Source organism: Variovorax sp. YR752 (assembly GCF_943372545.1).
This window is the reverse complement of the sequence record NZ_CALRZC010000015.1, coordinates 15345-39182: the sequence shown is the minus strand read 5'-3', so window position 1 is coordinate 39182 and position 23838 is coordinate 15345. Positions and strand designations below refer to the sequence as shown.

The 23838-nt window shown below is 71.3% G+C and carries 22 protein-coding genes; 14 read left to right on the top strand and 8 right to left on the bottom strand.

Annotated features, from left to right (window positions below):
* The first annotated feature begins 11 nt into the window (after nucleotides 1-11).
* The 4 genes from hutU to hutI are packed head-to-tail and all read left to right on the top strand — an operon-like array spanning nucleotide 12 to nucleotide 4916.
* A complete protein-coding gene (gene hutU / locus AAG801_RS05660; protein WP_341887535.1) occupies nucleotides 12-1745 on the top strand; it encodes a urocanate hydratase in 1734 nt (577 codons plus the stop codon).
* Nucleotides 1742-2341: a HutD family protein gene (locus AAG801_RS05655; protein ID WP_341887534.1), complete on the top strand. Its 600-nt coding sequence runs from the start codon at nucleotides 1742-1744 to the stop codon at nucleotides 2339-2341. Before hutU ends, AAG801_RS05655 begins: the two co-directional genes overlap by 4 nt.
* Nucleotides 2338-3696 carry a formimidoylglutamate deiminase gene (locus AAG801_RS05650; protein ID WP_341887533.1) on the top strand — a complete coding sequence of 453 codons (1359 nt, stop codon included), beginning with the start codon at nucleotides 2338-2340 and terminating at the stop codon, nucleotides 3694-3696. The genes AAG801_RS05655 and AAG801_RS05650 overlap by 4 nt, the downstream gene beginning before the upstream one ends.
* On the top strand, nucleotides 3693-4916 hold the full coding sequence (gene hutI, locus AAG801_RS05645) for an imidazolonepropionase (RefSeq protein WP_341887532.1): 1224 nt from the start codon (nucleotides 3693-3695) through the stop codon (nucleotides 4914-4916). Before AAG801_RS05650 ends, hutI begins: the two co-directional genes overlap by 4 nt.
* Here hutI and hutG read toward each other — a convergent pair.
* On the bottom strand, nucleotides 4872-5666 hold the full coding sequence (gene hutG / locus AAG801_RS05640) for an N-formylglutamate deformylase (RefSeq protein ID WP_341887531.1): 795 nt from the start codon (nucleotides 5664-5666) through the stop codon (nucleotides 4872-4874). The two genes, hutI and hutG, sit on opposite strands and share 45 nt — an antisense overlap.
* Nucleotides 5667-5770: 104 nt before the next feature.
* Between hutG and AAG801_RS05635 the strand changes: the two genes are divergently transcribed.
* Genes AAG801_RS05635 through AAG801_RS05625 form a run of 3 tightly spaced genes read left to right on the top strand, consistent with a single transcriptional unit; the run spans nucleotide 5771 to nucleotide 8296 of the window.
* Nucleotides 5771-6733: an ABC transporter substrate-binding protein gene (locus AAG801_RS05635; protein ID WP_341887530.1), complete on the top strand. Its 963-nt coding sequence runs from the start codon at nucleotides 5771-5773 to the stop codon at nucleotides 6731-6733.
* A gap of 4 nt (nucleotides 6734-6737) precedes the next feature.
* A complete protein-coding gene (locus tag AAG801_RS05630) occupies nucleotides 6738-7511 on the top strand; it encodes an ABC transporter permease (RefSeq protein WP_341887529.1) in 774 nt (257 codons plus the stop codon).
* On the top strand, nucleotides 7508-8296 hold the full coding sequence (locus AAG801_RS05625; protein WP_341887528.1) for an ABC transporter ATP-binding protein: 789 nt from the start codon (nucleotides 7508-7510) through the stop codon (nucleotides 8294-8296). Before AAG801_RS05630 ends, AAG801_RS05625 begins: the two co-directional genes overlap by 4 nt.
* Nucleotides 8297-8299: 3 nt before the next feature.
* Here the strand turns inward: AAG801_RS05625 and hutH are convergent, their stop codons facing one another.
* On the bottom strand, nucleotides 8300-9814 hold the full coding sequence (gene hutH / locus AAG801_RS05620) for a histidine ammonia-lyase (protein ID WP_341887527.1): 1515 nt from the start codon (nucleotides 9812-9814) through the stop codon (nucleotides 8300-8302).
* 59 nt (nucleotides 9815-9873) lie between these two features.
* Here hutH and hutC point away from each other — a divergent pair, with 59 nt between their 5' ends.
* The 3 genes from hutC to AAG801_RS05605 all read left to right on the top strand — a co-directional run bounded on the left by hutC (nucleotide 9874) and on the right by AAG801_RS05605 (nucleotide 12195).
* Nucleotides 9874-10602 (top strand): histidine utilization repressor, encoded by a 729-nt coding sequence (gene hutC, locus AAG801_RS05615; RefSeq protein ID WP_341887526.1) that lies wholly within the window; start codon nucleotides 9874-9876, stop codon nucleotides 10600-10602.
* 83 nt (nucleotides 10603-10685) lie between these two features.
* A complete protein-coding gene (locus AAG801_RS05610; RefSeq protein ID WP_341887525.1) occupies nucleotides 10686-11408 on the top strand; it encodes a UPF0149 family protein in 723 nt (240 codons plus the stop codon).
* Nucleotides 11409-11427: 19 nt separating this feature from the next.
* The gene (locus AAG801_RS05605) at nucleotides 11428-12195 is read left to right on the top strand and encodes a metallophosphoesterase (RefSeq protein ID WP_341887524.1); all 768 of its coding nucleotides are present in this window, start codon (nucleotides 11428-11430) and stop codon (nucleotides 12193-12195) included.
* A gap of 1 nt (nucleotide 12196) precedes the next feature.
* On the opposite strand, the gene AAG801_RS05600 is transcribed toward AAG801_RS05605, so the two are convergent.
* The gene (locus AAG801_RS05600) at nucleotides 12197-13342 is read right to left on the bottom strand and encodes a c-type cytochrome biogenesis protein CcmI (protein ID WP_341887523.1); all 1146 of its coding nucleotides are present in this window, start codon (nucleotides 13340-13342) and stop codon (nucleotides 12197-12199) included.
* A 106-nt stretch (nucleotides 13343-13448) separates the two neighbouring features.
* Between AAG801_RS05600 and AAG801_RS05595 the strand changes: the two genes are divergently transcribed.
* Nucleotides 13449-13874: a universal stress protein gene (locus AAG801_RS05595; RefSeq protein WP_341887522.1), complete on the top strand. Its 426-nt coding sequence runs from the start codon at nucleotides 13449-13451 to the stop codon at nucleotides 13872-13874.
* Nucleotides 13875-13965: 91 nt separating this feature from the next.
* Here AAG801_RS05595 and AAG801_RS05590 read toward each other — a convergent pair whose 3' ends face one another.
* Nucleotides 13966-14574 carry a TetR/AcrR family transcriptional regulator gene (locus tag AAG801_RS05590; protein ID WP_341887521.1) on the bottom strand — a complete coding sequence of 203 codons (609 nt, stop codon included), beginning with the start codon at nucleotides 14572-14574 and terminating at the stop codon, nucleotides 13966-13968.
* Nucleotides 14575-14775: 201 nt separating this feature from the next.
* On the opposite strand from AAG801_RS05590, the gene AAG801_RS05585 reads away from it, so the two are divergent.
* Nucleotides 14776-15705 (top strand): fasciclin domain-containing protein, encoded by a 930-nt coding sequence (locus tag AAG801_RS05585; RefSeq protein ID WP_341887520.1) that lies wholly within the window; start codon nucleotides 14776-14778, stop codon nucleotides 15703-15705.
* Between the two features lie 68 nt (nucleotides 15706-15773).
* Complete coding sequence (locus AAG801_RS05580) at nucleotides 15774-16226, top strand: fasciclin domain-containing protein (protein WP_341887519.1); 453 nt, start codon at nucleotides 15774-15776, stop codon at nucleotides 16224-16226.
* A 16-nt stretch (nucleotides 16227-16242) separates the two neighbouring features.
* Here AAG801_RS05580 and AAG801_RS05575 read toward each other — a convergent pair whose 3' ends face one another.
* On the bottom strand, nucleotides 16243-16458 hold the full coding sequence (locus AAG801_RS05575; protein WP_341887518.1) for a hypothetical protein: 216 nt from the start codon (nucleotides 16456-16458) through the stop codon (nucleotides 16243-16245).
* Nucleotides 16459-16611: 153 nt separating this feature from the next.
* Nucleotides 16612-18186 (bottom strand): alkaline phosphatase D family protein, encoded by a 1575-nt coding sequence (locus tag AAG801_RS05570; RefSeq protein WP_341887517.1) that lies wholly within the window; start codon nucleotides 18184-18186, stop codon nucleotides 16612-16614.
* Nucleotides 18187-18253: 67 nt separating this feature from the next.
* Between AAG801_RS05570 and AAG801_RS05565 the strand changes: the two genes are divergently transcribed.
* A complete protein-coding gene (locus AAG801_RS05565; protein WP_341887516.1) occupies nucleotides 18254-19558 on the top strand; it encodes an Hsp70 family protein in 1305 nt (434 codons plus the stop codon).
* Between the two features lie 9 nt (nucleotides 19559-19567).
* On the opposite strand, the gene AAG801_RS05560 is transcribed toward AAG801_RS05565, so the two are convergent.
* Together AAG801_RS05560 and AAG801_RS05555 are read right to left on the bottom strand one after the other, a co-directional pair.
* Nucleotides 19568-20950: a S8 family serine peptidase gene (locus AAG801_RS05560; RefSeq protein WP_341887515.1), complete on the bottom strand. Its 1383-nt coding sequence runs from the start codon at nucleotides 20948-20950 to the stop codon at nucleotides 19568-19570.
* Nucleotides 20951-21042: 92 nt separating this feature from the next.
* Entirely contained in the window at nucleotides 21043-23838 is a 2796-nt protein-coding gene (locus AAG801_RS05555) for a CHAT domain-containing protein (RefSeq protein WP_341887514.1), read from the bottom strand.

Sequence of the window (23838 nt, the reverse complement as noted above, 5' to 3'; positions counted from 1 at the left end):
AAGCCGCCGCCATGAACTCACCCGCCGACCAGAACCGCGTGGCCCACGCCGCCGCCCAAGCCGCCCGCAGCGCCCCCGGCCGAGTGGTGCGTGCGCCGCGCGGCAGCACGATCTCGTGCAAGTCCTGGCTGGCCGAAGCGGCGTTCCGCATGCTGCAGAACAACCTCGACCCCGAGGTGGCCGAACGCCCCGAGGAACTGGTCGTCTACGGCGGCATCGGCCGCGCGGCGCGCGACTGGGCCAGCTTCGACCGCATCCTCGAGTGCCTGAAGGAGTTGAACGACGACGAGTCGCTGCTGATCCAGTCGGGCAAGCCGGTCGGCGTGTTCAAGACCCATGCCGACGCGCCGCGCGTGCTGCTGGCCAACTCGAACCTCGTTCCCAAGTGGGCGACCTGGGAACACTTCCACGAGCTCGACCGCCAGGGTCTGTTCATGTACGGCCAGATGACGGCTGGCTCGTGGATCTACATCGGCACCCAGGGCATCGTGCAGGGCACCTACGAGACCTTCGCCGAGGCGGGGCGCCAGCATTTCGGCGGCAGCATGGAAGGCCGCTGGATCCTCACCGCCGGCCTGGGCGGCATGGGCGGCGCGCAGCCACTGGCCGCCACGTTCGCCGGCGCGGTGTCGCTGAACATCGAGTGCCAGCAGAGCAGCATCGACTTCCGGCTGCGCACCCGCTATCTGGACAAGCAGGCGAAGGACCTCGACGACGCGCTGCGCCTGATCCAGGAGCACACCGCGAAGCGCGAGGCGGTGTCGATTGGCCTGCTCGGCAATGCCGCGGAGATCCTGCCGGAGCTGGTCAAGCGCGCGAAGGCCGGCGGCACCAAGCCCGACCTGGTGACCGACCAGACCTCGGCGCACGACCTGATCAATGGCTACCTGCCGGCGGGTTGGACGGTGGCCCAATGGCGCGCCGCTCAGGCCGACCCGGCGCAGCATGCGGCGCTCGAGCTGGCCGCCGCCGAGTCCTGCGCGGTGCACGTGCGCGCGATGCTCGACTTCCACGCCATGGGCGTGCCGACCGTCGACTACGGCAACAACATCCGCCAGGTCGCCTTCGACCAGGGCGTGAAGAACGCCTTCGACTTCCCCGGCTTCGTGCCGGCCTACATCCGGCCGCTGTTCTGCGAGGGCAAAGGGCCGTTCCGCTGGGTGGCGCTGTCGGGTGACCCGGACGACATCCGCAAGACCGACGCGAAGATCAAGGAACTGTTCCCGAACAACGCTCACGTGCACCGCTGGCTCGACATGGCCGGCCAGCGCATCGCGTTCCAGGGCCTGCCGGCGCGCATCTGCTGGCTGGGGCTGGGCGAGCGGCACGTCGCCGGCCTGGCCTTCAACGAGATGGTGAAGTCCGGCGAACTGAAGGCGCCGATCGTGATCGGCCGAGACCACCTCGACACCGGCTCGGTGGCCAGCCCGAACCGCGAGACCGAAGCCATGAAGGACGGCACGGATGCCGTCTCCGACTGGCCGCTGCTCAATGCCCTGCTCAACGCCTCGGGCGGCGCCACCTGGGTGTCGCTGCACCACGGCGGCGGCGTCGGCATGGGCTACTCACAGCACTCGGGCATGGTGATCGTTGCCGACGGAACCGATGCTGCAGCGAAGCGCCTCGCCCGCGTGCTCGTCAACGACTGCGGCAGTGGCGTGATGCGCCATGCCGACGCCGGCTACGAACTGGCCATCCGCACGGCGCGCGAGCAGGGGCTGAACCTGCCGATGCTGCGCGCATGACCGCTGCCCCTCTCGCAGCCGCGCAGCGCCTCGACCTGGGCACGCTGCCGCCGCAGCGCTGGAAGAACGGCGCCGGCACGACACGCGAGATCGCCGTTGAGCCGGCCGGCGCGGGCACCGACGACTTCGACTGGCGGCTCAGCCTGGCCGAGGTCGATCACGACGCGCCCTTCTCGGCCTTCCCCGGCGTGGACCGATGCATCGTGTTGCTGAGTGGCGCGGGCATGGCGCTGCAACCGGACGACGGCACGGCTGCGCATGCGCTGCGGCCGCTGCAGCCCTGGACCTTCGCCGGCGAGCGCGCCATCGAGGCGCGGCTGACCGCGGGGCCTTGCAGCGACTTCAATGTGAGGACCCGCCGCGGCCGCTGGCGCGCCGACGTGCGCGTATTGCACGACGCGTGCGCGATCGCCTCCGGCCATGTCACCTTCCTGATGTCGGTGGCCGGCAGCTGGCAGGCCGGGGCCGAGACGCTGCAGCCGATGCAGGCGCTGCTGTGGTGCGGCCTGGAGTCGCCGATGACCGTGGCGCCGAACGCCGATGGCAGCGCCGCCGCGCTGCTGCATGTGCGCCTGTGCCACGATCCGTTCCGATGAACGCCCTGATCGCCGACCACGCCCTGCTGCCGAGTGGCTGGGCTCGCGACGTGCTGCTGTCGTGGGACGAGGCTGGCACCTTGACTCGCGTCGAGGCCGCGCAGGCACCGCCTGCCGGGGTCGAGCGCGCCCCCGGCGTGCTGCTGCCCGGCATGCCGAACCTGCATTCACACGCCTTCCAGCGTGCCTTCGCCGGCCTCACCGAATACCGTGGCGCCGAGCAGGACAGCTTCTGGACCTGGCGTGACCTGATGTACCGCTTCGCGGCGCTGCTCGGGCCGGACGAACTCGAGGACATCGCCACGCATCTCTACATCGAGATGCTGCGTGCCGGCTACACGGCGGTCTGCGAGTTCCACTACGTGCACCACGACCCGGCCGGACAGTCGTACGCAAACCCGGCGGAGATGTCGCTGCGCCTGGTGGCGGCAGCGCGGCGCGCCGGCATCGGCCTGACGATGTTGCCGGTGCTCTACCAGCACAGTGGCTTCGGCGCCAGGCCGCCGCGCGACGACCAGCGGCGCTTCGTCCAGGGCGTGGACGACCTGCTGCGCATCGTCGAGACGCTGCGCCAGCAGGGCGTGCGCACCGGCGTCGCACCGCACTCGCTGCGTGCAGTGGCACCACCGGCGCTGACCGAACTGCTGGCCGGCCTGACCCGGCTGGACCCCAGCGCACCGGTGCACATCCACGTCGCCGAGCAGCTCCAGGAAGTGCTCGACTGCGAAGTCTGGAGCGGCCAGCGCCCGGTGCAGTGGCTGCTCGACCACGCGCCGGTCGACACCCGCTGGTGCCTGGTTCACGCCACGCACCTCGACGAGCACGAGCGCGCCGGCGCCCGCGGCCGCGGTGCCGTCATCGGCCTGTGCCCGACCACCGAGGCCAACCTCGGCGACGGCGTGTTCGACGCCACCGCCTGGCGCGGCGCCTGGGGCATCGGCTCGGACAGCCACGCCAGCGTCGATGCCGCCGAGGAACTGCGCCTGCTCGAGTACACCCAGCGCCTCGCGCAGCGCCAGCGCAACGTGCTCGCCGACGGCCAGCGCCCCGGCGTGGCCGAGGCGCTGTGGCTGTCGGCGGTGGCCGGCGGCGCGCAGGCCTCGGGCCGGCCGCTCGGCGGCCTTTCGGTCGGGCAGCAGGCCGACTTCGTGCTCCTCGGCGACACGCTGCTGACCGGCCTCGCGCCGACGCGGCAGCTCGCCACCCACGTCTTCGCCAGCCATCGCCGCGCCACCATCCAGGACGTCTGGGTCGGTGGCACCCGGCGCGTGCAGAATGGCCGCCACGCCGATGCGGAAGTGGCCGCCGGACGTTTCGTCGCCGCCCGCGGCCGCCTGCTTGCCGAACTGGAATGACCCCGCCGATCGACCTGCTGCTGCGCAATGTGCGCATCGTCACCTGCACCGACGATGCCTGCAGCATCACGCCGCCGGCCTTCGTGGCGGTCTTCGGCGGCCTGATCGCCGGCCTCGGGCCGATGACCCACCTCGACCCGGATGCGCCGGTGCGCGAGGAGATCGACGCCGAGGGCGCGCTGCTCACACCCGGTCTGATCGACTGCCACACCCACCTCGTGCACGCGGGCCACCGCGCCCGCGAGTTCGAGCTGCGCCTGCAGGGCGCGAGTTACGAGGAGATCGCGCGCGCCGGAGGCGGCATCGTCTCCACCGTCAGGCAGACCCGCGAGGCGGTGCCCGCCGACCTCTTCGCGCAGTCGGCTCGCCGCCTGCACGACTTGATGTCGCATGGCGTCACGACGGTCGAGATCAAGTCCGGCTACGGCCTGTCGCTGAAGGACGAGCTGAAGTGCCTGAAGGTGGCACGTGATCTCTCACAGCGCGCGCCGGTCAACGTGCGCACCACGCTGCTCGCCGCGCACGCCTTGCCGCCGGAGTACGCGGGCCGGGCCGACGACTACATCGGCCATGTCGTCGAGCACATCATTCCCGAGGCGGCGCGGCTGCGCCTGGCCGATGCGGTCGACGCCTTCTGCGAGACCATCGCCTTCGACCTGCTGCAGACGCGGCGTGTCTTCCAGGCGGCGCGCGAGCACGCCCTGCCCGTCAAGCTGCATGCCGAGCAGCTCTCGAACATGCACGGTGCGGCACTGGCCGCCGAGTTCGGCGCGCTGTCGGCCGACCACCTCGAGCATGTCGACGAGGCCGGCGTGATGGCCCTGGCGCAGTCCGGCACGGTGGCGGTGATGCTGCCCGGCGCCTACTACTTCCTGCGCGACACGCACGTGCCGCCGATCGACCTGTTCCGCCGCCACGGCGTGCCGATGGCGGTGGCGACCGACTGCAACCCCGGCAGCAGCCCGACCACGCACCTGCCGCTGATGATGAACATGGCCTGCACGCTGTTCCGAATGACACCGGCCGAGGCGATGCTGGGTGTGACGCGCCACGCCGCGCAGGCGCTCGGCCTGCTCGATTCGCACGGCACCGTCGAGCTCGGCAAGGCCGCCGACCTGTGCCTGTGGAACGTCGACCACCCGGCCGAACTGGCCTACGCCATCGGCGCCAGCCCGCTACGGACGCGCCTGCACGGCGGCCGCCACCATCCGCTGCAGTAGCGGTTGCACCCGCGCCGCCCGGTCGGTGCGGTAGGCGAAGGGCGCGGTCTCGTCCATGTAGGTGCTGTGGCAGATCTCGAGCTGCAGCGCATGGATGCCCTGCGCCGGCGCGCCGTAGTGACGCGTGATCCAGCCGCCCTTGAAGCGGCCGTTGCTGACGTGGCTGAACTCGGTCTGCGCCGCCATCGGCGCCTCGGCCGCGGCCTGCACGGCGCTCGCGCAGGCGCGGCCGTCGGCGGTGCCCAGGTTCAGGTCGGGCAGCTTGCCCTCGAAGAAGCGTGGCAGCACGCTGCAGATCGAGTGCGCGTCCCACAGCACCACCTGGCCGTGAAGGGCGCGCAGCCGCTCGAGTTCCTCGCGCAGCGCATCGTGGTACGGGCGCCAGAACCGCTCGCGGCGTTCATCGCGCTCGGCCGCGTCGGGCTCCTGGCCGGCAAGGTACAGCGGCTCCTTGCGGAAGGTGTCCATCGGCAGCAGGCCGGTGACGTCCTGGCCGGGGTAGAGGCTCTCGTCCTGCGGCGGGCGGTTCAGGTCGATCACGTGGCGTGCGTAGTGGGCGGCCAGCACCGTCGCGCCCATCGCATGGGCGAAGGCATACAGCTGCGGCAGGTGCCAGTCGACGTCGGCGCGCTGCAGCGCGGCGGGCGTCATGCGCCGCTCGATCTCGTGCGGGATGCGCGTGCCCGCGTGCGGGATCGACACCAGCAGCGGCGCCGTGCCCCGGGTCAGTGCGAAGATGTCCGGATCCATGCGTGACAACCCTTGCTGAAGTGGCCTAGACAAGTGAGGGCCGCAGTGTAGACTGCGGCACGCGCCTTGCAAGGCGAAGGAACCACCTCAACGCAGGAGCCCCCATGATCCTCCAACGCACGTTCACCGCCCTGGCGACCGCTGCCACCATTCTGACCGCCGCCGCGCCCGCCGCCGCCCAGGAAACCCCGGTAGCGATCGGCATTTCCGGCTGGACCGGTTTCGCGCCCTTGACGCTGGCCAAGGAAGCCGGCCTGTTCAAGAAGCTTGGCCTGGACGTGTCGATCAAGAAGATTCCGCAGAAGGACCGCCACCTCGCCATCGCCTCGGGCGACATCCAGTGCGCCGCCACCACCGTCGAGACCTGGGTGGTGTGGAATGCCAACGGCGTGGCCACCACGCAGATCTTCCAGCTCGACAAGAGCTATGGCGCCGACGGCATGGTGGTCAAGCCCGGCATCGGCAAGATCACGGACCTGAAGGGCAAGACCGTCGCCGCCGACGCGCCGGGCACAGCCGGCTACTTCGGCCTGGCCTGGATCCTGAAGAAGAACGGCCTGTCGGTGAAGGACGTCAAGGTGGTCAACATGGGCCCGCAGCCGGCCGCCAACGCGATGATCGCCGGCACCGACGGCATCGACGCCGCGATGACCTACGAGCCGTATCTGTCGGCCGTGCGCGCCAAGCCCGAGGCCGGCAAGATCATCGCCACCACGCTCGACTACCCGATGGTGATGGACACCTTCGGCTGCACGCCCAAGTTCCTGAAGGAGAACCCGAAGGCCGCCAAGGCACTGGCCGACGGCTACTTCGCGGCGCTGGAGATGATCAAGGCCGACCCGAAGAAGAGCTTCGAGATCATGGGCGCCGACGTCAAGCAGAGCGGCGAGGCCTTCGAGAAGAGCCAGGCCTACCTGCGCTGGCAGGACAAGGCGGCCAACCAGAAGTTCTTCGCCGGCGAGCATGCGCAGTTCAGCAAGGAAGCGGCCGACCTGCTGCTCGAGGTCGGCATCATCAAGCAGATCCCCGACCTGAAGGCGCTGGCCGACACGCAGTTCATCAAGTAGTCCCTTGAAGCCGCTTCGCGACGTCTCGCCCGGGGCCAGACTGGCCCTGGGCATCAGCTTCTTCGTGCTGTTCTTCGCCGTGTGGGCGTTCGCCACGCTGGGTGGCTTCGTCTCCAAGACCTTCCTGGCCGACCCGATAACGATGGTCCGATCGGGCTGGACGCTGCTGGCCGAGCAGGATTTCGCGAAGGACATCGGGTTCACGGTGTGGCGCGTCGTCGGTGGCTTCCTGCTGGCGGCGATCATCGCCGTGCCGCTGGGCGTGTTGATGGGTGCCTACAAGCCGATCGAGGCCTTCTTCGAGCCCTTCGTCTCGTTCGCGCGCTACCTGCCGGCCTCGGCCTTCATCCCGCTGCTGATCCTGTGGGCCGGCATCGGCGAGGCGCAGAAGCTCTCGGTGATCTTCATCGGCTCCTTCTTCCAGCTGGTGCTGATGATCGCGGTGACGGTGGGCGCGACACGCCGTGACCTGGTCGAAGCCGCCTACACGCTGGGCGCCAACGACTGGGGCATCGTGCGGCGCGTGCTGATCCCGGCCTCGGCGCCGCAGGTGGCCGAGACGCTGCGTCTGGTGCTCGGCTGGGCCTGGACCTACGTGATCGTCGCCGAGCTGATCGGCGCCTCGGAGGGCATCGGCCACATGATCACCGACAGCCAGGCGTTGCTGGCTACCGACCAGATCATCTTCGGCATCATCACCATCGGCGTGATCGGGCTCGTCTCCGACCTCGCTTTCAAGCGCGCCAACCGCGCGCTGTTCCGCTGGGCTTCGCTGTGAGCCGCCTCTCCATCCGCGGCGTCGGCCGCACCTTCCCCGGCGTCAATCGCGGCGCGCCGACGCTGGCGCTGCAGCCCACCGACCTGGAAGTCGCTCACAACGACTTCATCACCGTGCTCGGCCCCTCGGGCTGCGGCAAGTCGACGCTGCTGCGCATCGTCGCCGGCCTGGACACGCCGACGCAGGGCGAGGTGCTGCTCGACGGGCAGGCGGTGCGCGGCCCCGGTGCCGAACGCGGCATGGTGTTCCAGAGCTACACGCTGTTCCCCTGGCTGACCGTGCACCAGAACATCTGCTTCGGCCTGCGCGAGAAGGGCATGACGCCGGCGCAGCAGGCCGAGATCGCGGCGCGTTTCATCGCCGAGGTCGGCCTGCGCGGCTTCGAGAACCACTTCCCCAAGCAGCTCTCCGGCGGCATGCAGCAGCGTGTGGCCCTGGCCCGCGCGCTGGCCAACGACCCGAAGATCCTGCTGCTCGACGAGCCCTTCGGCGCGCTCGACAACCAGACCCGCGCGCTGATGCAGGAGCTGCTGCTGTCGATCTGGGAGCTACACCGCAAGACCGTGCTGTTCGTGACCCACGACGTCGACGAGGCGATCTTCATGGCCAACCGCTGCGTGGTGTTCAGCGCTCGGCCGGGGCGCATCAAGAACGAGCTGGCGATCGACCTGCCCTACCCGCGCCACTACACGGTGAAGACCACGCCGCGCTTCTCGGAGCTGAAGGCGGTGGTGACCGAAGACATCCGGGCGGAGTCTCTGAAGACCGCCCAGATGGAACACTGAGGTTCAAACCGGCAACGAGGCGCCTTGTTCGACCAGCGCCGTCGCGGTCGCGATGTCCGGCGCCATCAGCCGGTCTTCCGCCAGGCGCGGCACCTTGGCGCGCAGCCGGGCATGGAAGGTCTCGATCGCCGGCGAGGACTGCATCGGCCGGTGAAAGTCCAGCGCCTGCGCCGCGGCCAGCCACTCGATGCCGACGATGCCGGCGGTGTTGTCGAGCATCTGGTGCAGTCGCCGCGCCGCATAGGTGGCCATCGAGACATGGTCTTCCTGGTTCGCCGAGGTGGGCAGCGAATCGACGCTCGCCGGGTGGGCGAGCGACTTGTTCTCCGAGGCCAGCGCCGCCGAGGTCACCTGCGCGATCATGAAGCCGGAGTTGAGCCCGCCGTTGTCGACCAGGAAGGCCGGCAGGTTGGACAGCACCGGGTCCATCAGCATGGCCGTGCGGCGCTCGGACAGCGCGCCGATCTCGGCGATCGCCAGCGCCAGGTTGTCGGCCGCGAAGGCCACCGGCTCGGCGTGGAAGTTGCCGCCGGACAGCGCTTCCATCGTGTCGGCGAAGACCAGCGGGTTGTCCGACACGCCGTTCGCCTCGGTCAGCAGGATGCCCCAGGCATGGGCCATCTGGTCGAGGCAGGCGCCCATCACCTGCGGCTGGCAGCGCAGGCAGTACGGGTCCTGCACCTTCTCGCAATCGATGTGCGAGGCGCGCAGCGCGCTGCCGGCCAGCCAGGCGCGGTAGCGCGCCGCCACCAGGCGTTGGCCACGCTGGCCGCGCACCGCGTGGATGCGGTCGTCGAAGGGTGTGTCGGAACCCTTGGCGGCGTCCACCGTCATCGCGCCCACCGCCAGAGCGGCGTCGAACACGTTCTCCAGGCGCAGTGCGGCGTGGATCGCCAGCGCCGTCGAGGCCTGCGTGCCGTTGAGCAGCGCCAGGCCTTCCTTGGGGCCGAGGGTGAGCGGCTTCAGCCCGGCATGGGGCAGCGCCTCGAGCGCGCTCATCCGCTTCCCGCCGACGAAGGCCTCGCCGACGCCGATCAGCACGCCGGCCATGTGCGACAGCGGCGCCAGGTCGCCCGAGGCGCCGACCGAGCCCTTCTCGGGCACCACCGGCAGCACGTCGTTCGCCAGCAGCGCGAGCAGCGCTTCGATCACGTCCATGCGCACGCCCGACACGCCATGCGCCAGGCTCGCTGCCTTGAGCAGCAGCATCAGCCGCACCACGGGCGCGGCCAGCGGCTGCCCGACGCCTGCGCTGTGCGACAGCACCAGGTTCTTCTGCAGCTGCGTCAGCTGGTCGTCGGCGATACGCGTCTGCGCCAGCTTGCCGAAACCCGTGTTGATGCCGTACACCGGCTCGTGCCGCGACACCAGCGTGCGCACTGCCGCGACGCTGGCCTCGATGCCGGCGCGGGCCGATTCGGCGATGGCCAGCGTCACCGGGCCGGTGGCCACGCGGGCCAGCAGGGCCTTGTCGAGACTGCCCGGGGTGATGGTCGTGGCACGGGGGGTGGCTGTCATCGTCGCGCTCCGCAAAGTGGTCTAGACAACTTTAGCATGGCGAAGGATAGAATGAAACCATGACGCCAACCGCTGCGCCCCGCCGCCTGCCGTCCGAGGAAGTCAAGGCCTCGATCCGGCAGCGCATTGCCGAAGGCGGCTGGCAGGCCGGCATGCGGTTGCCGTCCGAGCGCGAGCTGGTGCAGCAGTTCGGCTGCGCCCGCATGACGGTGCACCACGCCCTGCGCGAGCTGGAGGACGAAGGCCTGATCGAGCGCCGCCAGGGTTCGGGCTCCTACGTCGCCCAGCTGCACCCGATCTCCAACGTGCTGCAGGTGCGCGACATCCACGACGAGATCGCCGAGCGCGGCCACGTGCACGTCACCCGCGTGCTGGGGGTCGAGCGCGAGAGGGCGAACGCCGACATCGCCGCGGCGATGCGCCTGCGCAAGGGCGCGACGGTCTTCCACGTCCGCCTGGTTCATCTCGAGCAGGGCGTCGCCATCCAGCTCGAAGACCGCCACGTCAACCCGGCGCTGGCGCCGGACTTCGTGGCGATCGACTTCACCCAGGTCACGCCCTCGCACGTGCTGTTCCAGCACGCGCCGCTGACCGAGGCCGAGCAGGTGGTCGAGGCGGTGCTCGCCGACGCCGAGCAGGCGAAGGCGCTGGACGTGCCCGAGGGCAGCGCGCTGCTGATGGTGTCGCGCCGCACGGTGTCGCAGGGTGCGGTGGCGTCGGTGGCGCGCCTGTACCATCCCGGCACCCGCTACCGACTGATCGGACAGTTTCGTGTGACCCCCCCGTAGCGCCTGCGGCGCTCCCCCTCAGGGGGCGCCGCCAGCGGCCCGGCAGAGCCGGTTCCGCGGCGGCCGCTTGACGAAAGACCTGAATGACCGCCGACCTGACTGATGCCGAGTTCGAGGAACTCGACGGATTGCTTGCCCAGACGCCCGAGCCCTTCGAGCCGCTCGATGCGGTGATGCTCGACGGCTTCCTCTGTGGCGTGATCGTGCTGCCGGTGCTGCTCGAGACCGAGGCCTGGCTGCCGCACGTGTTCGACTTCGACGGGCAGCCGCTGCCCGATGATGCCGACCCGGCCTGGCGCGAGCGCGTGACCGCGCTGATCCTGCGCCGCCACGCCGCGCTGAACCGCGCGATCGCGGAGGACGGCTGGTTCGACCCGCTGATCCTCGAACTCGACGACTTCAACCCGCCGCGCAGCGACGAGCCGGCGGCGAGCCTGAACCCGGTGTCGCAGGCGCTGTTCCCCTGGGTGGCCGGCTTCCAGCATGCGATGGAGAGCTTCCCCGACCTGCTCGAGCTGCCCGACCCGGCGATCGACGTCGCCCTCGCGCGCCTGTACCGCCACCTGCCGGCGCAGAGCGACGAGGAGCGCGAGGTCGTCGCCACGCTGGAGAAGGAACATCCGCTGGCCACGCTCGACGAGGCGATCGAGGACCTGATCGTCATCGTCGCCGACCTGGAAGACCTGACGCGCGACCGCCGCTACAAGGTCGAGACGGTCAAGCGCGAGGCGCCCAAGGTCGGCCGCAACGACCCCTGCCCCTGCGGCAGCGGCAAGAAGTACAAGCAGTGCCACGGCAAGGCCTGACCGATCGGCGAGGGGCCGGATGAGGATCCAGCTCCTGTCCGACCTGCACCTCGAGACCGAGTCTTTCGAGCCCGAACCGAACCCGGCCGCCGAACTGCTGGTGCTCGGCGGCGACATCGACAGCCGCTGGGCGGCGCTGCAGCGTTTCCGTGGCTGGCCGGTGCCGGTGCTGATGGTGGCCGGCAACCATGAGTTCGACGGCCGCGAGCTCGACGACGCCTGGCTGGCGCTGCGCGCGCGCTGCGGTCAGCTCGGCATCACGCTGCTCGAGCGCGAGAGCCTCGTTCGCGCCGATGCCGACGGTGCGCGCATCCGCTTCGTGGCCACCGTGCGCTGGTGCGACTTCGATCTGTTCGGCGACACCGGCCGCGCCACGGCGATGCGCGCGGCCGCCTACTACATGCGCATCATGCGCAGCACGCGGCGCGGCGTGGCCTTCGATCCGGAGGGCGTGCGCGAGGAGGCGCTGGCCTGCCGCGACTGGCTTGCCGCCGAACTGGCGAAGACCGGCGACTGGGACCGCACGGTGGCGCTGACCCACTTCGCGCCGTCGCTGCGAAGCGCCGACCCGCGCTATGGCGCGCAGCCCGGCACGGCGAGCTTCTGCAATGCCGACGATGCGTTGCTTCCGTTCGCCACGACCTGGATCCACGGCCACCTGCACTGCCGGCACGACTACCTTGTCGAACATGCCGGCGGCCGCACGCGTGTGATCTGCAATGCGCGTGGCCACGGCCGCAAGGGCGAGGCCGAGGGCCACGACCCGCTGCGGCTCTACGAGGTCTGACTCACTTCACCTCTTCGGCGATCTCGATCGCCAGGCCGGTGGCGCCGACCGCCACCGGTTGCGAGAAGCCCTGCAGATCGCCCGGTTGCGGCATCGCATTGCCGCTCTTGCTGATGCGTGCGCCGACGATCACCTGCTTCGCACCTGACAGGCGCGTCGCCGGGCTCATCGCCATCGAGTCGTCGAGCGTGAAGGTGATCGGCAGGTCCTTCACCTGCTTGCGCAGGATGGCCAGCGGCGCGCGTGGGCCGTCGACGGCACGGGCGAACACGAACACGGTGTCCTCCGGCGCGACGCGGCCCTTCAGCGCGGTGCCGAGCCGCACCTGGCCGGCCACGCTGGCATTGGTGGCGGCAGCGGCCGGCGCGGAGGCACTCGCCGCCGGCAGGCCGGCGCGCGCGCGTGCTTCGGCCACGCCGCCCTGCAGGTTGCGGGCAAGCTCGCTGCCGGGCTCGGACGAAGCGATCGCCGCCTCCCACAGCATCGCGGCCTTGGCGTAGTCGCCGGCGTCGAAGGCGATCGTGCCGGCCAGCGCCAGCGCCTTGAGGTTCTTCGGGTCGAGTTCGAGCGCCTTGGCGATCAGCGCCGCCGGCTCGCCGGCGAGCGTGCGTCCGGCGGCCATCGCGGTGGCATCGGCGAGATCGGCGTAGGCCTGCGCGTCCTGCGGGCGCAGCGTGGTCACGCGCTTGAAGGCACTCATCGAATCGGCGTAGCGGCCCAGCGCGCTGTAGCTGCGGCCGAGCATGGACCAGCCCTCGGCGTCGTCGGGCTTGTCCTTCAGGCGCTGCTCGAGCTGGCCGACCATCGCCTCGATCTGCCCGGCGCCGCTGGCATGTCCGGCCTCGCCTTCGCTCTTGGCCGCCGGCACGCCGCGCCACGCCGACGGGGTGCCGTAGACCGCATAGCCGGCCACTGCCAGCACCAGCACGAAAGCCAGCGAGCCGCCCAGCAGCCGCCGCGACGGCCGCGCCGCGGCGCGCGCTGCTGCCACGCGTGGCGAGTCGCCGGACTGCATGACCAGCGAGAGCAGTTCCTGCTCCAGCTTGCCGCGCGACGCCGCAGCCTGCTCTGCCGGCAAGGTGCCGGCCGCCGCCAGTTCATCGAGCTGGCGGATCTGGCGCTTGAGTTCTTCGATGCGAGGGTTCATGGGGCGTGGATGGTAAGGCCCGGCACGCTTGCGGGATGTCAAGAAACCCACTGGGGCCTGTGCGAGACTCACGTCGTTTCAAAGATGTCCCTGGAGACGACGCCTCATGAAGATCCTGATCGCCGCCGACGGCAGCCCGTTCACCAAGCGCATGCTGGCCTACCTTGCCGCCCATGACGAATGGCTCGGCGGCGGACGCCATCAGTACACGGTGCTCAACACGGTGATGCCGGTGCCGCCGCGTGCGGCCGCGGTGATCGAGCGCGACACGCTCAAGGGCTACTACGCCGACGCCAGCGAAGCCGTCTTCAAGCCGATCCGCGCCTTCTTCAAGAAGCAGGGCATCGATGCCGACTATGTCGGCAAGGTCGGTCATGCGCCCGAGGTGATCGCCAAGATGGCCGACTCGGGCGACTTCGACCTGCTGCTGATGGGCTCGCACGGCCACGGCAGCCTGGGCAACCTGGTGATGGGTTCCGTCGCCACCAAGGTGCTGGCGGCGTGCAAGACGCCGGTGCTGCTGATCCGCTGAAGCCTGGAGCCCCCGCGCTCACTGCGTGAGCGGCCCCCCGAGGGGGCGCCCGGCCGGCTTGGGGCGGCCCGGCGCTCGGCCGGGATCGTGTCTATCTCCGCGACAAGCCGTCGAAGCAGGTCGACAGCAGCAGCTCGATGATCTGCTCGTCGCTGTACTGGCCGGTCAACTTCAGCAGGCCGAGCACCGGGTCGCAGGCGCGCGCGAACAGCGTGTAGAGGATCACTTCCGGTGGCAGCTTGGGGTTCAGGTCGCCGGCCGCCTGTGCGGCGGTGATCCAGGCGCCGAGCCGGTCGCTGACCTCCATCAGCCGGTCGAGATAGGCCTTGTTGGTGGTCAGCGTGGCGCGCAGGCTGGAGTTCTGCGCCGGCAGCGAGGGCATCTCGCCGGCCAGCTGCACCTGCATGGTCCAGCGCGCCACGGCCATCAGCTGATCGACCGCCCGGGCCGGCTCCTTGCCGGCCAGTTCGTCGATGAAGGCGAGCGCGCGGTCGAGGATGCGGATCATCGCTGCCGCGGCCAGCTCTTCCTTCGAGGTGAAGTGCTTGTACAGGCTCGCCTTGGCGATGCCGACATCGGCCGCCACCTCGTCGACCGTCATCAGGTCGAAGCCCTTCTCCGCCAGCAGGCGGTTCACCGAGGACACGATCGCGTCCTCCCGGGCGCGCAATACCTGCTCACGAAATGACAGCTTGGCCATGAGCAGATTCTAGTCGCGATGGGCTGCGAAGGGACGCGCAGGTCTTGTCGTGACCATGAAGTGCACTGGATTAACTGGACAGTCTTCATGGAATACCAAACAGTTTAGGATGCGTCCGTTCGGTCTCGTGACTTGGTTCACGAACTGGCGCCGGTCGGCCCTGTCGCCGGCCTCCTTGCAACCTGGACTGGAGCAGTACACATGTTCGATTGGCTCAAGAGACTGGCGGCCGTGTCCGCCCTGGCCCTGGTGGCCGCCTGTGGTGGCGGCGACGACGACCACCCCGGCAACATCGTGCAGATCGCGCAGTCCGATGCGCGTTTCAGCATCCTCGCGGAGGCCGTCGCCGCCGCCGACCTGGCCGACGCGCTGTCGGCCCCCGGCCCGCTCACGGTGTTCGCGCCGACCAATGACGCCTTCGCGGCGCTGCTGACCGAGCTGGGCGTGACCAAGGACGAACTGCTGGCCGACAAGCCGCTGCTGACCGCCGTGCTGCAGTACCACGTGCTCGCCGGCGCGGTGCGCAAGGCCGACGTTGCGCTGGGCGAGGCGATCTCGCCGCTGGCCGGCGGGATCTTCAAGATCGACAGCGTCGGCAGCGATCTGGTCATCACCGACGGTCGCAACCGCAACTCGACGATCGTGCTGACCGACATTCCGGCGGCCAACGGCGTGATCCATGCGATCGACACGGTGATCCTGCCGGCCGACAAGAACATCGTCGAGACCGCGATCGCGACGCCGGCGTTCAGCATCCTCGTCGACGCGGTGGTGGCGGCCGGCCTGGCCGACACGCTCAGCGGCCCCGGCCCGTTCACGGTGTTCGCGCCGACCGACGACGCCTTCGCCGCGCTGCTCGCCGAACTGGGCGTGACCCGCGACGAACTGCTGGCCGACACCGCGCTGCTGACGCAGGTGCTGACCTACCACGTCGTGCCGGGCCGCGTGCTGAAGGCCGAGGTGCCGATCGGCGCCGCCATCACCACGGTGCAGGGCGAGACCTTCACGGTCGACGCCTCGCTGGCCATCACCGACCAGCGCGACCGGACCGCCAACATCACCGCGACCGACGTGCTCGCCAGCAACGGCGTCATCCACGTGATCGACACCGTGATCCTGCCGGCGCCCTGAGCGCGCGGCACCCAGAGCAAGACCCGCAAGTCACCTGCGTTTCCCACGTTCACCCAGGAGTACCCACCATGAAGAAGTTCATCGCGCTCGCCACCCTGTCGTTCGCGGCGCTGTCGGCCCAGGCCAAGGACATCGTCGAAACGGCCGTCGGCGCCGGCCAGTTCAACACGCTGGCTGCGGCGCTGCAGGCTGCCGGGCTGGTCGACACGCTCAAGGGCGCTGGCCCGTTCACCGTCTTCGCGCCGACCGACGCGGCCTTCGCCAAGATCCCGAAGGCGGACCTCGACGCGCTGCTGAAGGACAAGGCCAAGCTGACCGCCGTGCTGACCTACCACGTCGTGCCGGGCAAGGTGATGGCCAAGGACGTCAAGGCCGGCAAGGTGAAGACCGTGCAGGGCAGCGAGCTGACCCTCGGCACCACCGGCGGCGTGACCGTCGACGCGGCGAAAGTCGTTCAGGCTGACGTGGTCGCCTCGAACGGCGTGATCCACGTGATCGACAGCGTGGTGCTGCCGAAGTGATCTGACGCCGAAGCGTTCAGCGCTTCCTGAAGGGGCCGGCGCCTGCAGAGGGGGGCCGGCCCTTTTCCTTGGCCGGGGCGCTGCGCTCCTCGGGCGCGGGATGCGCGCCCATGCTGGCGTCCAGCCCGAAGGCGGTGCCCATGTCGGCGTAGTCCGTGTCCGGCGCGGGGGCGGCCTTGCTGCCGAAACCCAGCGCTGACCACCATGGCGCCGAAGAAGACTTGCTGCTCATGTCACCACCCCCCACCCGCTGTTGATCACCCCGATATCGGAATGATCCCAGTGTGATGAACCGCGCTGCGGGGCGAAGCCGAGAACAAGTGCACCGCCCACGTGCATTTCGCTACGAGATGCGTCGGAGCGTGACAAACGGGCGCAGCCGGCGTCAGCCGCTCACCACACCCGGCTGGCCGGCTTCGACCACGAAGCGCGCCTGCGAGTGCAACCTGGCTTCGCGCCGGGCCGGGAACGGCGTGGCGCGGAATTCGCACGTCGCCGCCGCGGGGGTGATGTCGAGCAGTGCGTAGCCACGCTCGTCGCTGCGGGCGTGCAGCAGGTCGGGGTTGCTGGCGCGCATCGCCGCCGTCAACGCCTCGGACAGCCCGCGGCTGGTCACCGAGGTGGTGACGAACTCGCCGGCCACCACCGGCGAGCGCGGATCGTCGGGGCGCTGGCGAAGATTGGCGGCCACATGGCGATGCACGTCGCCGCCGAGCACCAGCGCATCGCCGCCGGCGGCCGTCGAGGCGGCGATGGCGTCGAGCAGCCGCTCGCGCGCCCGCGGGTAGCCGTCCCAGCCGTCGCTGTACAGGCGCTGGCCGAACGGCGTGGCGACGCCGCTGGGGCTGAGCTGCGAGGCCTGCCCGATCAGCTTCCAGGCGCGCCGGCTGCTGGCTAGGCCCTGGCCGAGCCAGCGCTCCTGCGCCGCGCCGAACACGCTGCGTGCCGGGTCGGCCATTTCGTCGCACGGTGCCAGCACCCGCCCGCCCGCGCGGCCGTCGGTGCTGCAGGCCTGGCGGTCGCGGTACTGCCGGTTGTCGAGCATCCACAACTCGGCCAGCCGGCCCCAGCGGAACTGCTGGTGCAGCGGCATGGCCGCACCGGTCGGCGCCATCGTGGGCGACAGCGGCAGGTGTTCGAAGTAGGCCTGGTAGGCCGCCGCACGCTGGCGCAGGAAGGCCGCAGCGTCGAGCCCACGCACGTTGGCCTCGCCGGCGTAGTCGTTCTCGACCTCGTGGTCGTCCCAGGTCAGCAGCCAGGGGTGGGCGGCGTGTGCGGCGCGCAGGTCGGCGTCGAGCTTGTAGGTGGCGTGGCGCGCGCGGTAGGCGTCCAGCGTGCGCGGCACCGGCCCTTCGTGCGCGCGCAGCCGGAAGCGCGGATTGCTCGACTCGTAGATATAGTCGCCGACGAACAGCACCAGGTCGAGATCGCGCGCGGCGATCTCGCGATGCGCCGCATACCAGCCCTGCTCGTAGTGCTGGCAGGAGGCCAGCGCGATGCGCAGCCGCGGCACCGGCTCATCCTCGGCGGGCGCGGTGCGGGTGCGGCCGATCGGGCTGATCGCGTCGCCGGCGATGAACCGGTAGTACCAGGTGCGAGCGCTGGCCAGGCCATCGACCTCGACGTGCACGCTGTGCGCCTGCGCCGGCCGGGCGACGAACTCGCCGCGGCGCACGCCGACCGAGAAGTGCTCGTCCTCCGCCAGCTCCCAGCGCACCGCCAGCGGCACCCCGGGCAGCCCGCCGCCGGGCTCGTGCGGGCTTGGCGCGAGGCGCGTCCAGATCACCACCGAGCCGGGCTGCGGCATGCCGCTGGCCACGCCGAGCGTGAACGGGTCGCCCAGGTTGGCCGGCCAGCGCACCGCCGGCGATTGCCCGCGCACCGCGCTGCCGAACAGGCTGGCCAGCGCCATGGCAGCCGCCTGGCGGCCGAGCTGCTGGAGGAGTTGGCGACGCTGCATGGCGCCGCCATTGTGGCGGCGGCCGATGACACCCCTACAATCGCGCCCCTTCGCGAGACACCCGCCCATGTACTGCGCCATCGACTTCGGCACCTCTAACTCCGCCGTCGCCATACCCGAGGGTCCCGATGCGCACGGCGCATCCGCCGGCATGCGCCTGGTCGAGCTCGAGCCCGGCCAGACGACGATGCCGACCGCCGTCTTCTACTTCGTCGAAGGCCCCGAGAACGACGGCCCGCCGCGTGCCTTCGGCCGCGCCGCAGTGGCCGCCTACGTCGACGGGCTGGACGGCCGGCTGATGCGCTCGATGAAGAGCATCCTCGGCAGCAGCCTGATCGAGCAGACCACCGACGTCGGCGGCGGCCGCGGCGTGAAGTACCTCGACGTCGTGGCCGGCTACCTGCGCCACCTGAAGCGCCGCGCCGAGGCCGCGGCCGGCGCGCCCATCGACCGCGCCGTGCTCGGCCGCCCGGTGTTCTTCGTCGACGACGACCCGGTGCGCGACGTGCAGGCGCAGGCGGCGCTGGAAGCGGCGGCGCGCCAGGTCGGCTTTGCCGACATCCACTTCCAGTACGAGCCGATTGCCGCCGCCTTCGACCACGAGCGCAGCATCGACCATGAAGAAGTGGTGCTGGTGGCCGACATCGGCGGCGGCACGAGCGACTTCTCGATCGTGCGTGTCGGCCCGCAGCATGCGGCGAAGCTGGAGCGCAAGGACGACATCCTCGCCAACCACGGCGTGCACATCGCCGGCACCGACTTCGACCGCCGCATCGAGCTGGCGGCGATCCTGCCCGAGTTCGGCTACGGCGCCTACGGCCCGAGCATCGCCGGCTCGACGCCGCGCGAGGTGCCCAGCGGCGTGTACTTCGACCTCGCCACCTGGCACCTGATCAACACCGTCTACAACCCGGCGCGCGTGGCCGAGCTGCGCAGCATGCGCGGCTTCTACGCCGACCCGCGCCACCACGACCGCCTGATGACGGTGGTCACCGAGCGGCTCGGCCACGAGCTGGCGGCGCGCGCCGAGGGCGGCAAGATCGCGGTGGCCGAGGGCGGCCACACGCGCATCGACCTGTCGCACGTCGAATACCGGCTGGCGGTGGAACTCGGCGAGGCGCAGGCGGTGGCGGCGCTGGACGCCGACATCGAACGCATCGTCGACGCCGCGCGCGAGACGGCCCGCCAGGCCGGCCTCGCGCCGCAGGCGATCGGCGCGCTCTACTTCACCGGCGGCTCGACCGGCCTGCGCCTGCTTGCGCAGCGCATCGCCGCGGCCTTCCCGGACGCGCGCATCGTGCGCGGCGACCGTTTCGCCAGCGTGGCCAGCGGTCTCGCGGTGTTCGCGCAGCGCTGGTACGGGCGAGCCTGAGGGGCCGCCTCAGGGGCAGGCCGGGTCGGTGGCCGAGACGTCGGCCAGCGCGGCGGCCAGGTCGAGCTGGCGCAGCGAGCTGCCGCACAGCGCCGAGGAGCGATCGGCCAGGCGCTTGGCGGCCAGTTCGGTGTCCCACTGGCGCGGCGCGGGGCGCGACGGGTCGCCGCTCGGCGGCAAGGTGGCCAGCAGCAGCGCGACGCCACCGGCGGCCAGCGGTGTGGCCATCGAGGTGCCGCTCCAGGTGCCCCAGCCACCGCCGGGGACCGTGCTGACGATGGACTCGCCCGGCGCGGCGACGCGGATCCAGCTGCCGCGGTTGGAGAAGCCGGCGACTTCCTTCGACTCGCTGCTGGCCGCCACCGAGAGCAGGCCCGGCACCTGCTCGGCGGCCGGGAACTCCTCGACGATGGCGCTGGCGCCGTTGCCGGCGGCGGCGGTCACCACGGCGGCATGGCGCAGCGCGCAGCGGGCACGGTCGTCGTCGAAGCCGGGGTCGGCGAAGTCGTCGTCGTCATCGTCGAAGCTGCAGGCCACCAGCGACGACACCGTCTTCAGCAGATCCGTGCGCTGCACCGTCGACAGGCTCAGGTTGATGACGTGGGCACCGTCGTCGGTGGCCGGGTTGCCGTCGGGGTCGACCGCCCAGGCCAGCGCCTCGGCCAGCACCCAGGTGTTGCCGCGACCGCTGGCGTCGAGCACTCGCACTGGCATCAGCGTGGCCGACGGTGCGGCCAGCGCCACCAGCCCGGCGACGTGGGTACCGTGGCCGTAGCCAGCGTCGTCGCGGTCGCCGGTCTCGGACGGATCGGCGTCGTCGTCGACGAAATCGCGGCCGAGCAGCGCACCGCCGCTGCGGCGCGACAGGCGCGACGCCAGCACCGGATGGCCGAGATCGATGCCGGTGTCGAGGATGGCCACGCGCACGCCGCTGCCGGTGCTGGTGGTGTGTGCGGTGCTCAGCCTGATCGCCTGCGGTGCCCACTGCGTGGCGTAGACGCCCTCGTCGCCGCCGACCGCCCAGACCGGGTTGCGGCGCCGGCCCTCGGGGGTTTCGGTGTCCTCGTTGCGCTCGGCGAAGCGCACCGCCGGGTCGGCGCGCAGCGTATCGACGGCGTCGTCGGCGCTGGCACCGGTGGCCACGCGCAGCCGCCAGATCGGCCGCTTGCCGAAGCGGTCGACCACCGTCAGGCCGTAGCGTGCCGCCAGCGCGTCGACATCTGCGCCGGTGTTGAGCTGCACGATCACGTCGGCGAGCAGCGGGTCGACGCTGCCGCCGCCTCCACTTCCACCCCCTCCGTTGTCGGGCGGTGTCGTGCCGCCACCGGAACCACCGCCCCCGCAGGCAGCGAGAAGCAGGCAGGCAGCAAGTGTGTGCAGCTTGTACGGCATGGCAGTGGTGCGGAAGTGGGCGTGCAGGGACAGAGCGGCGAGCCGGCGCGGAAATACAGCCGCCGCGCAGCCGCGATGATCGGTGCCGCCGATCAACCGCGCCCGTGTGGGGCAAAGGCGGCCCAGTGGAACGGGTGCGCACCGCTGCGCGCCGACTCGCGCTGGGCGCCGGCCAGCGCCTCGGCGCAGGCCTCGCCGCCGACCAGGCGGCGGTAGAAGCCGCGCATCAGCATCGCGGTGGCCGCGTCGTCGACGGCCCAGGACGAGGCCACCACGGTGCGCACGCCCGACATCAGGAAGCCGCGCACCAGCCCGATCGCCTCGTTGCCGGGCGCGATGCGGCTCAGGCCCGTCTCGCAGGCCGACAGCGTGACCAGCTGCGCACGCAGGCCGAGCTGCGGCGCCTCGTGCAGCGCCAGCGCCCCGTCGGCCAGCTCGAGGGCCGAGAACATCGGGCTGTCGGCGCGGAATTGTGCGTGGCAGGCGAGGTGCACGACGTCGGCATCGCCGACGGCCGAGCGCAAGGCCTCGCGCGTCGCCTGCGCGCCGACCAGCACGCGCGCGCCCGCACCGAAGGCCCCGCCGACGGCAGCGGCTTCGTCGTCCACATGGGCCAGCCCGCCACCGCCGAAGGCCAGCGCCAGCACGCGCTGCGGTGAGGCGTGCGGTGCGGCCAGCGCCTGCGCCGCCCAGGCCACGCTGGGCGCCAGGCTGAGGTCGTGCGCCTCGACCAGCCACTGCGCGCCGTCGTGCAGCGCGGCGAAGGGCAGGTAGTGCAGCGGCCCGTGCGGGACGACGACCACGCGGCGCCGCCCGCCCAGCGCGCCGGCCAGCGGCGCCCACAGCATCGTGTGCAGCGCCTGCAGGTGGCTGCGCACCCGCTGCAGCAGCCGCTCGCCGTGCTCGCCCTGCAGCCGCTGCATGCCGCCCAGGCGCAAGGCATCGAGCTGCAGGCGCAGGCTGCGCAGGCGGGCGTCGACGCCGGTGGCGTCGAGCTCGACCGCCTGCACGCCGTCGTCGCTGGCCACGCAGGCCAGCCAGTGTGTGCCGCTGGCGTGGAAGGCGACCACCGCCTGCGAGGGGCCCAGCGATTCGGCCAGTGCCGAGGCGCGCCAGGCTGAGGCTGTCGCCGTGGCGCCCGGTGTCTCGTTGGCGCCCTGCGCGAGCTGCGCTCGGCGTGCCGCTTCCAGCAAGGCCTGCTCGCGCTGCGCCTCCTGCACGCCGAGCGCAGCCACCGCCTCCGCATCGCCGTCGGCCAGCGCTTCGCGGCGTCGCTCGCGCACCCATTGCAGTGCGGTCGCCTCGGCCGAGGCCGCGCCGCCGCCATGCACTTCGCCGACGGCCAGCGCCAGCGCCTGCGCGCGGCCGCGCTCGATCGTCTCCAGCAGTTCGATGGCCGGCTCGCGCCGTGCCCAGGCAACGCGCACGAGGCGGTCGTGCAGCGCTTCCGCGTCGGCGCCGAAGGCGGTGCGGAAACCGTCGCCGGGCAGCGCGGCGCGGGTTTCGTCCAGGCCCTGCAGCGCGAGGTCGGCGTGGTGCCGGGCGGTGAGCGTGTCCCCCGCCTGCCAGGCCAGTTCGCCGAGACCGCGATGGCAAGCCCATTGCACCGGGCCCAGGCCGTCGGCCTCGGCCAGCGTCTGCGTGAACTGCGTCCGCGCCGTGTCATGTGCCCCCGTGACGGCAGCCGCCTCGGCCGCCAGCGCGCGGCCCTCCAGCGCCCAGCCCCGAATGCCGGCCTCGGCCAGGCGCTGCGCAGCGTCGGCGGCACGCACCCGTGCCGCCTCGGTCTCGCCGCGCTCGAGCTGCAGCGCGGCCACGGACAGGTCGGCCCAGGCCACCGAGGTCGTATTGCCCTCGGCCTCGAACAACTCGCGCGCCTGCTCGAAGCCGGCCAGCGCAGTGGCCGCATCGCCGAGCTTGTGCGCCACCCGCGCAGCCTCCAGCAGCGCCGTCGCCTGTTCGGTGCTGGCCTCGATGGCCGCGGCGTCGCGGATCACCGCGGCGTAGAGCTGCTGTGCCTCGGGAAGCAGGTTCACTGCCTGGTAGGCATCGGCCAGCGACAGTTCTGCGTCGATGCACTGCTGCGGCGACGCACCCACCTCGGCCAGCCCGGCCCGTGCCGCCGCCAGCTCACGCAGTGCGCGGGCATAGCCGCCGCGCAGCAGCTCGATGCGGCCGATGCCACCGCGCGCCTGCGCGGCCAGCACCGCGTGGCCGTGGGTGCGGGCACGCATCAGCGCCCGCTCGAAGACACGCAGCGCCTCGTCGAACTGATACTGCCAGCTCAGGCCGTTGGCCAGCGAGATGTCGGCACGGATCGACAGCTCGCGGTCGCCGGCGCGTGCGGCGCGCACCGAGGCGCGGCGGTACAGCGCCACCGCCTCGGCATGGCGGTCGCAGCGCGAGTGCATGGTGCCGAGGTTGAGCTCGATCTTGCCGGCGGAACCTTCGTCGCCGGCGGCGATGAAGGCCGCCAGCGCCGCTTCGCCGCAGGCCAGCGCTTCGTCGTGGCGGCCGAGCATGGACAGCACGATCAGCTTGGGCACACGGGTCTGCGCCGCCTCGTGGGCGCGGTCGAGCGCGAGCAGGCTGTCGTGCGCGGCATCGAACTGCTGTGCGGCGTCGGCGAGCCGCCCTTGCGTCAGCGAGGCGAGGCCGGCGGCCCAGTCGGCCATCGCGCCGACCTCGGCTGCATCGTCGCGCGTGCGCAGTTGCCCGAGCAGCGTGGCACAGCGCAGCGCCAGCGCCGGCGTCGTGCCCCAGGCGGCCATCGCCTCGTCCTTCAGCGCCTGCGCCAATGCAGCAGCCGGTGCCGGCAACAGCGCGGGCAGGTCGCCCGCTTCCTCGTCGATCCAGCGCCTGACCGTCTCGCTTGCCGAGGCGGCCAT

What these genes read in the sequence shown, in the direction of transcription:
- AAG801_RS05650 (WP_341887533.1), top strand. Translation starts at nt 2,338, where the DNA reads ATGAACGCCCTGATCGCCGACCACGCCCTGCTGCCGAGTGGCTGGGCT.
- AAG801_RS05595 (WP_341887522.1), top strand. Translation starts at nt 13,449, where the DNA reads ATGAAGATCCTGATCGCCGCCGACGGCAGCCCGTTCACCAAGCGCATG.
- hutC (WP_341887526.1), top strand. Translation starts at nt 9,874, where the DNA reads ATGACGCCAACCGCTGCGCCCCGCCGCCTGCCGTCCGAGGAAGTCAAG.
- AAG801_RS05580 (WP_341887519.1), top strand. Translation starts at nt 15,774, where the DNA reads ATGAAGAAGTTCATCGCGCTCGCCACCCTGTCGTTCGCGGCGCTGTCG.
- AAG801_RS05610 (WP_341887525.1), top strand. Translation starts at nt 10,686, where the DNA reads ATGACCGCCGACCTGACTGATGCCGAGTTCGAGGAACTCGACGGATTG.
- AAG801_RS05560 (WP_341887515.1), bottom strand. Translation starts at nt 20,950, where the DNA reads ATGCCGTACAAGCTGCACACACTTGCTGCCTGCCTGCTTCTCGCTGCC.
- AAG801_RS05555 (WP_341887514.1), bottom strand. Translation starts at nt 23,838, where the DNA reads ATGGCCGCCTCGGCAAGCGAGACGGTCAGGCGCTGGATCGACGAGGAA.
- AAG801_RS05570 (WP_341887517.1), bottom strand. Translation starts at nt 18,186, where the DNA reads ATGCAGCGTCGCCAACTCCTCCAGCAGCTCGGCCGCCAGGCGGCTGCC.
- hutU (WP_341887535.1), top strand. Translation starts at nt 12, where the DNA reads ATGAACTCACCCGCCGACCAGAACCGCGTGGCCCACGCCGCCGCCCAA.
- AAG801_RS05655 (WP_341887534.1), top strand. Translation starts at nt 1,742, where the DNA reads ATGACCGCTGCCCCTCTCGCAGCCGCGCAGCGCCTCGACCTGGGCACG.
- hutH (WP_341887527.1), bottom strand. Translation starts at nt 9,814, where the DNA reads ATGACAGCCACCCCCCGTGCCACGACCATCACCCCGGGCAGTCTCGAC.
- AAG801_RS05590 (WP_341887521.1), bottom strand. Translation starts at nt 14,574, where the DNA reads ATGGCCAAGCTGTCATTTCGTGAGCAGGTATTGCGCGCCCGGGAGGAC.
- hutG (WP_341887531.1), bottom strand. Translation starts at nt 5,666, where the DNA reads ATGGATCCGGACATCTTCGCACTGACCCGGGGCACGGCGCCGCTGCTG.
- hutI (WP_341887532.1), top strand. Translation starts at nt 3,693, where the DNA reads ATGACCCCGCCGATCGACCTGCTGCTGCGCAATGTGCGCATCGTCACC.
- AAG801_RS05585 (WP_341887520.1), top strand. Translation starts at nt 14,776, where the DNA reads ATGTTCGATTGGCTCAAGAGACTGGCGGCCGTGTCCGCCCTGGCCCTG.
- AAG801_RS05605 (WP_341887524.1), top strand. Translation starts at nt 11,428, where the DNA reads ATGAGGATCCAGCTCCTGTCCGACCTGCACCTCGAGACCGAGTCTTTC.
- AAG801_RS05600 (WP_341887523.1), bottom strand. Translation starts at nt 13,342, where the DNA reads ATGAACCCTCGCATCGAAGAACTCAAGCGCCAGATCCGCCAGCTCGAT.
- AAG801_RS05635 (WP_341887530.1), top strand. Translation starts at nt 5,771, where the DNA reads ATGATCCTCCAACGCACGTTCACCGCCCTGGCGACCGCTGCCACCATT.
- AAG801_RS05565 (WP_341887516.1), top strand. Translation starts at nt 18,254, where the DNA reads ATGTACTGCGCCATCGACTTCGGCACCTCTAACTCCGCCGTCGCCATA.
- AAG801_RS05575 (WP_341887518.1), bottom strand. Translation starts at nt 16,458, where the DNA reads ATGAGCAGCAAGTCTTCTTCGGCGCCATGGTGGTCAGCGCTGGGTTTC.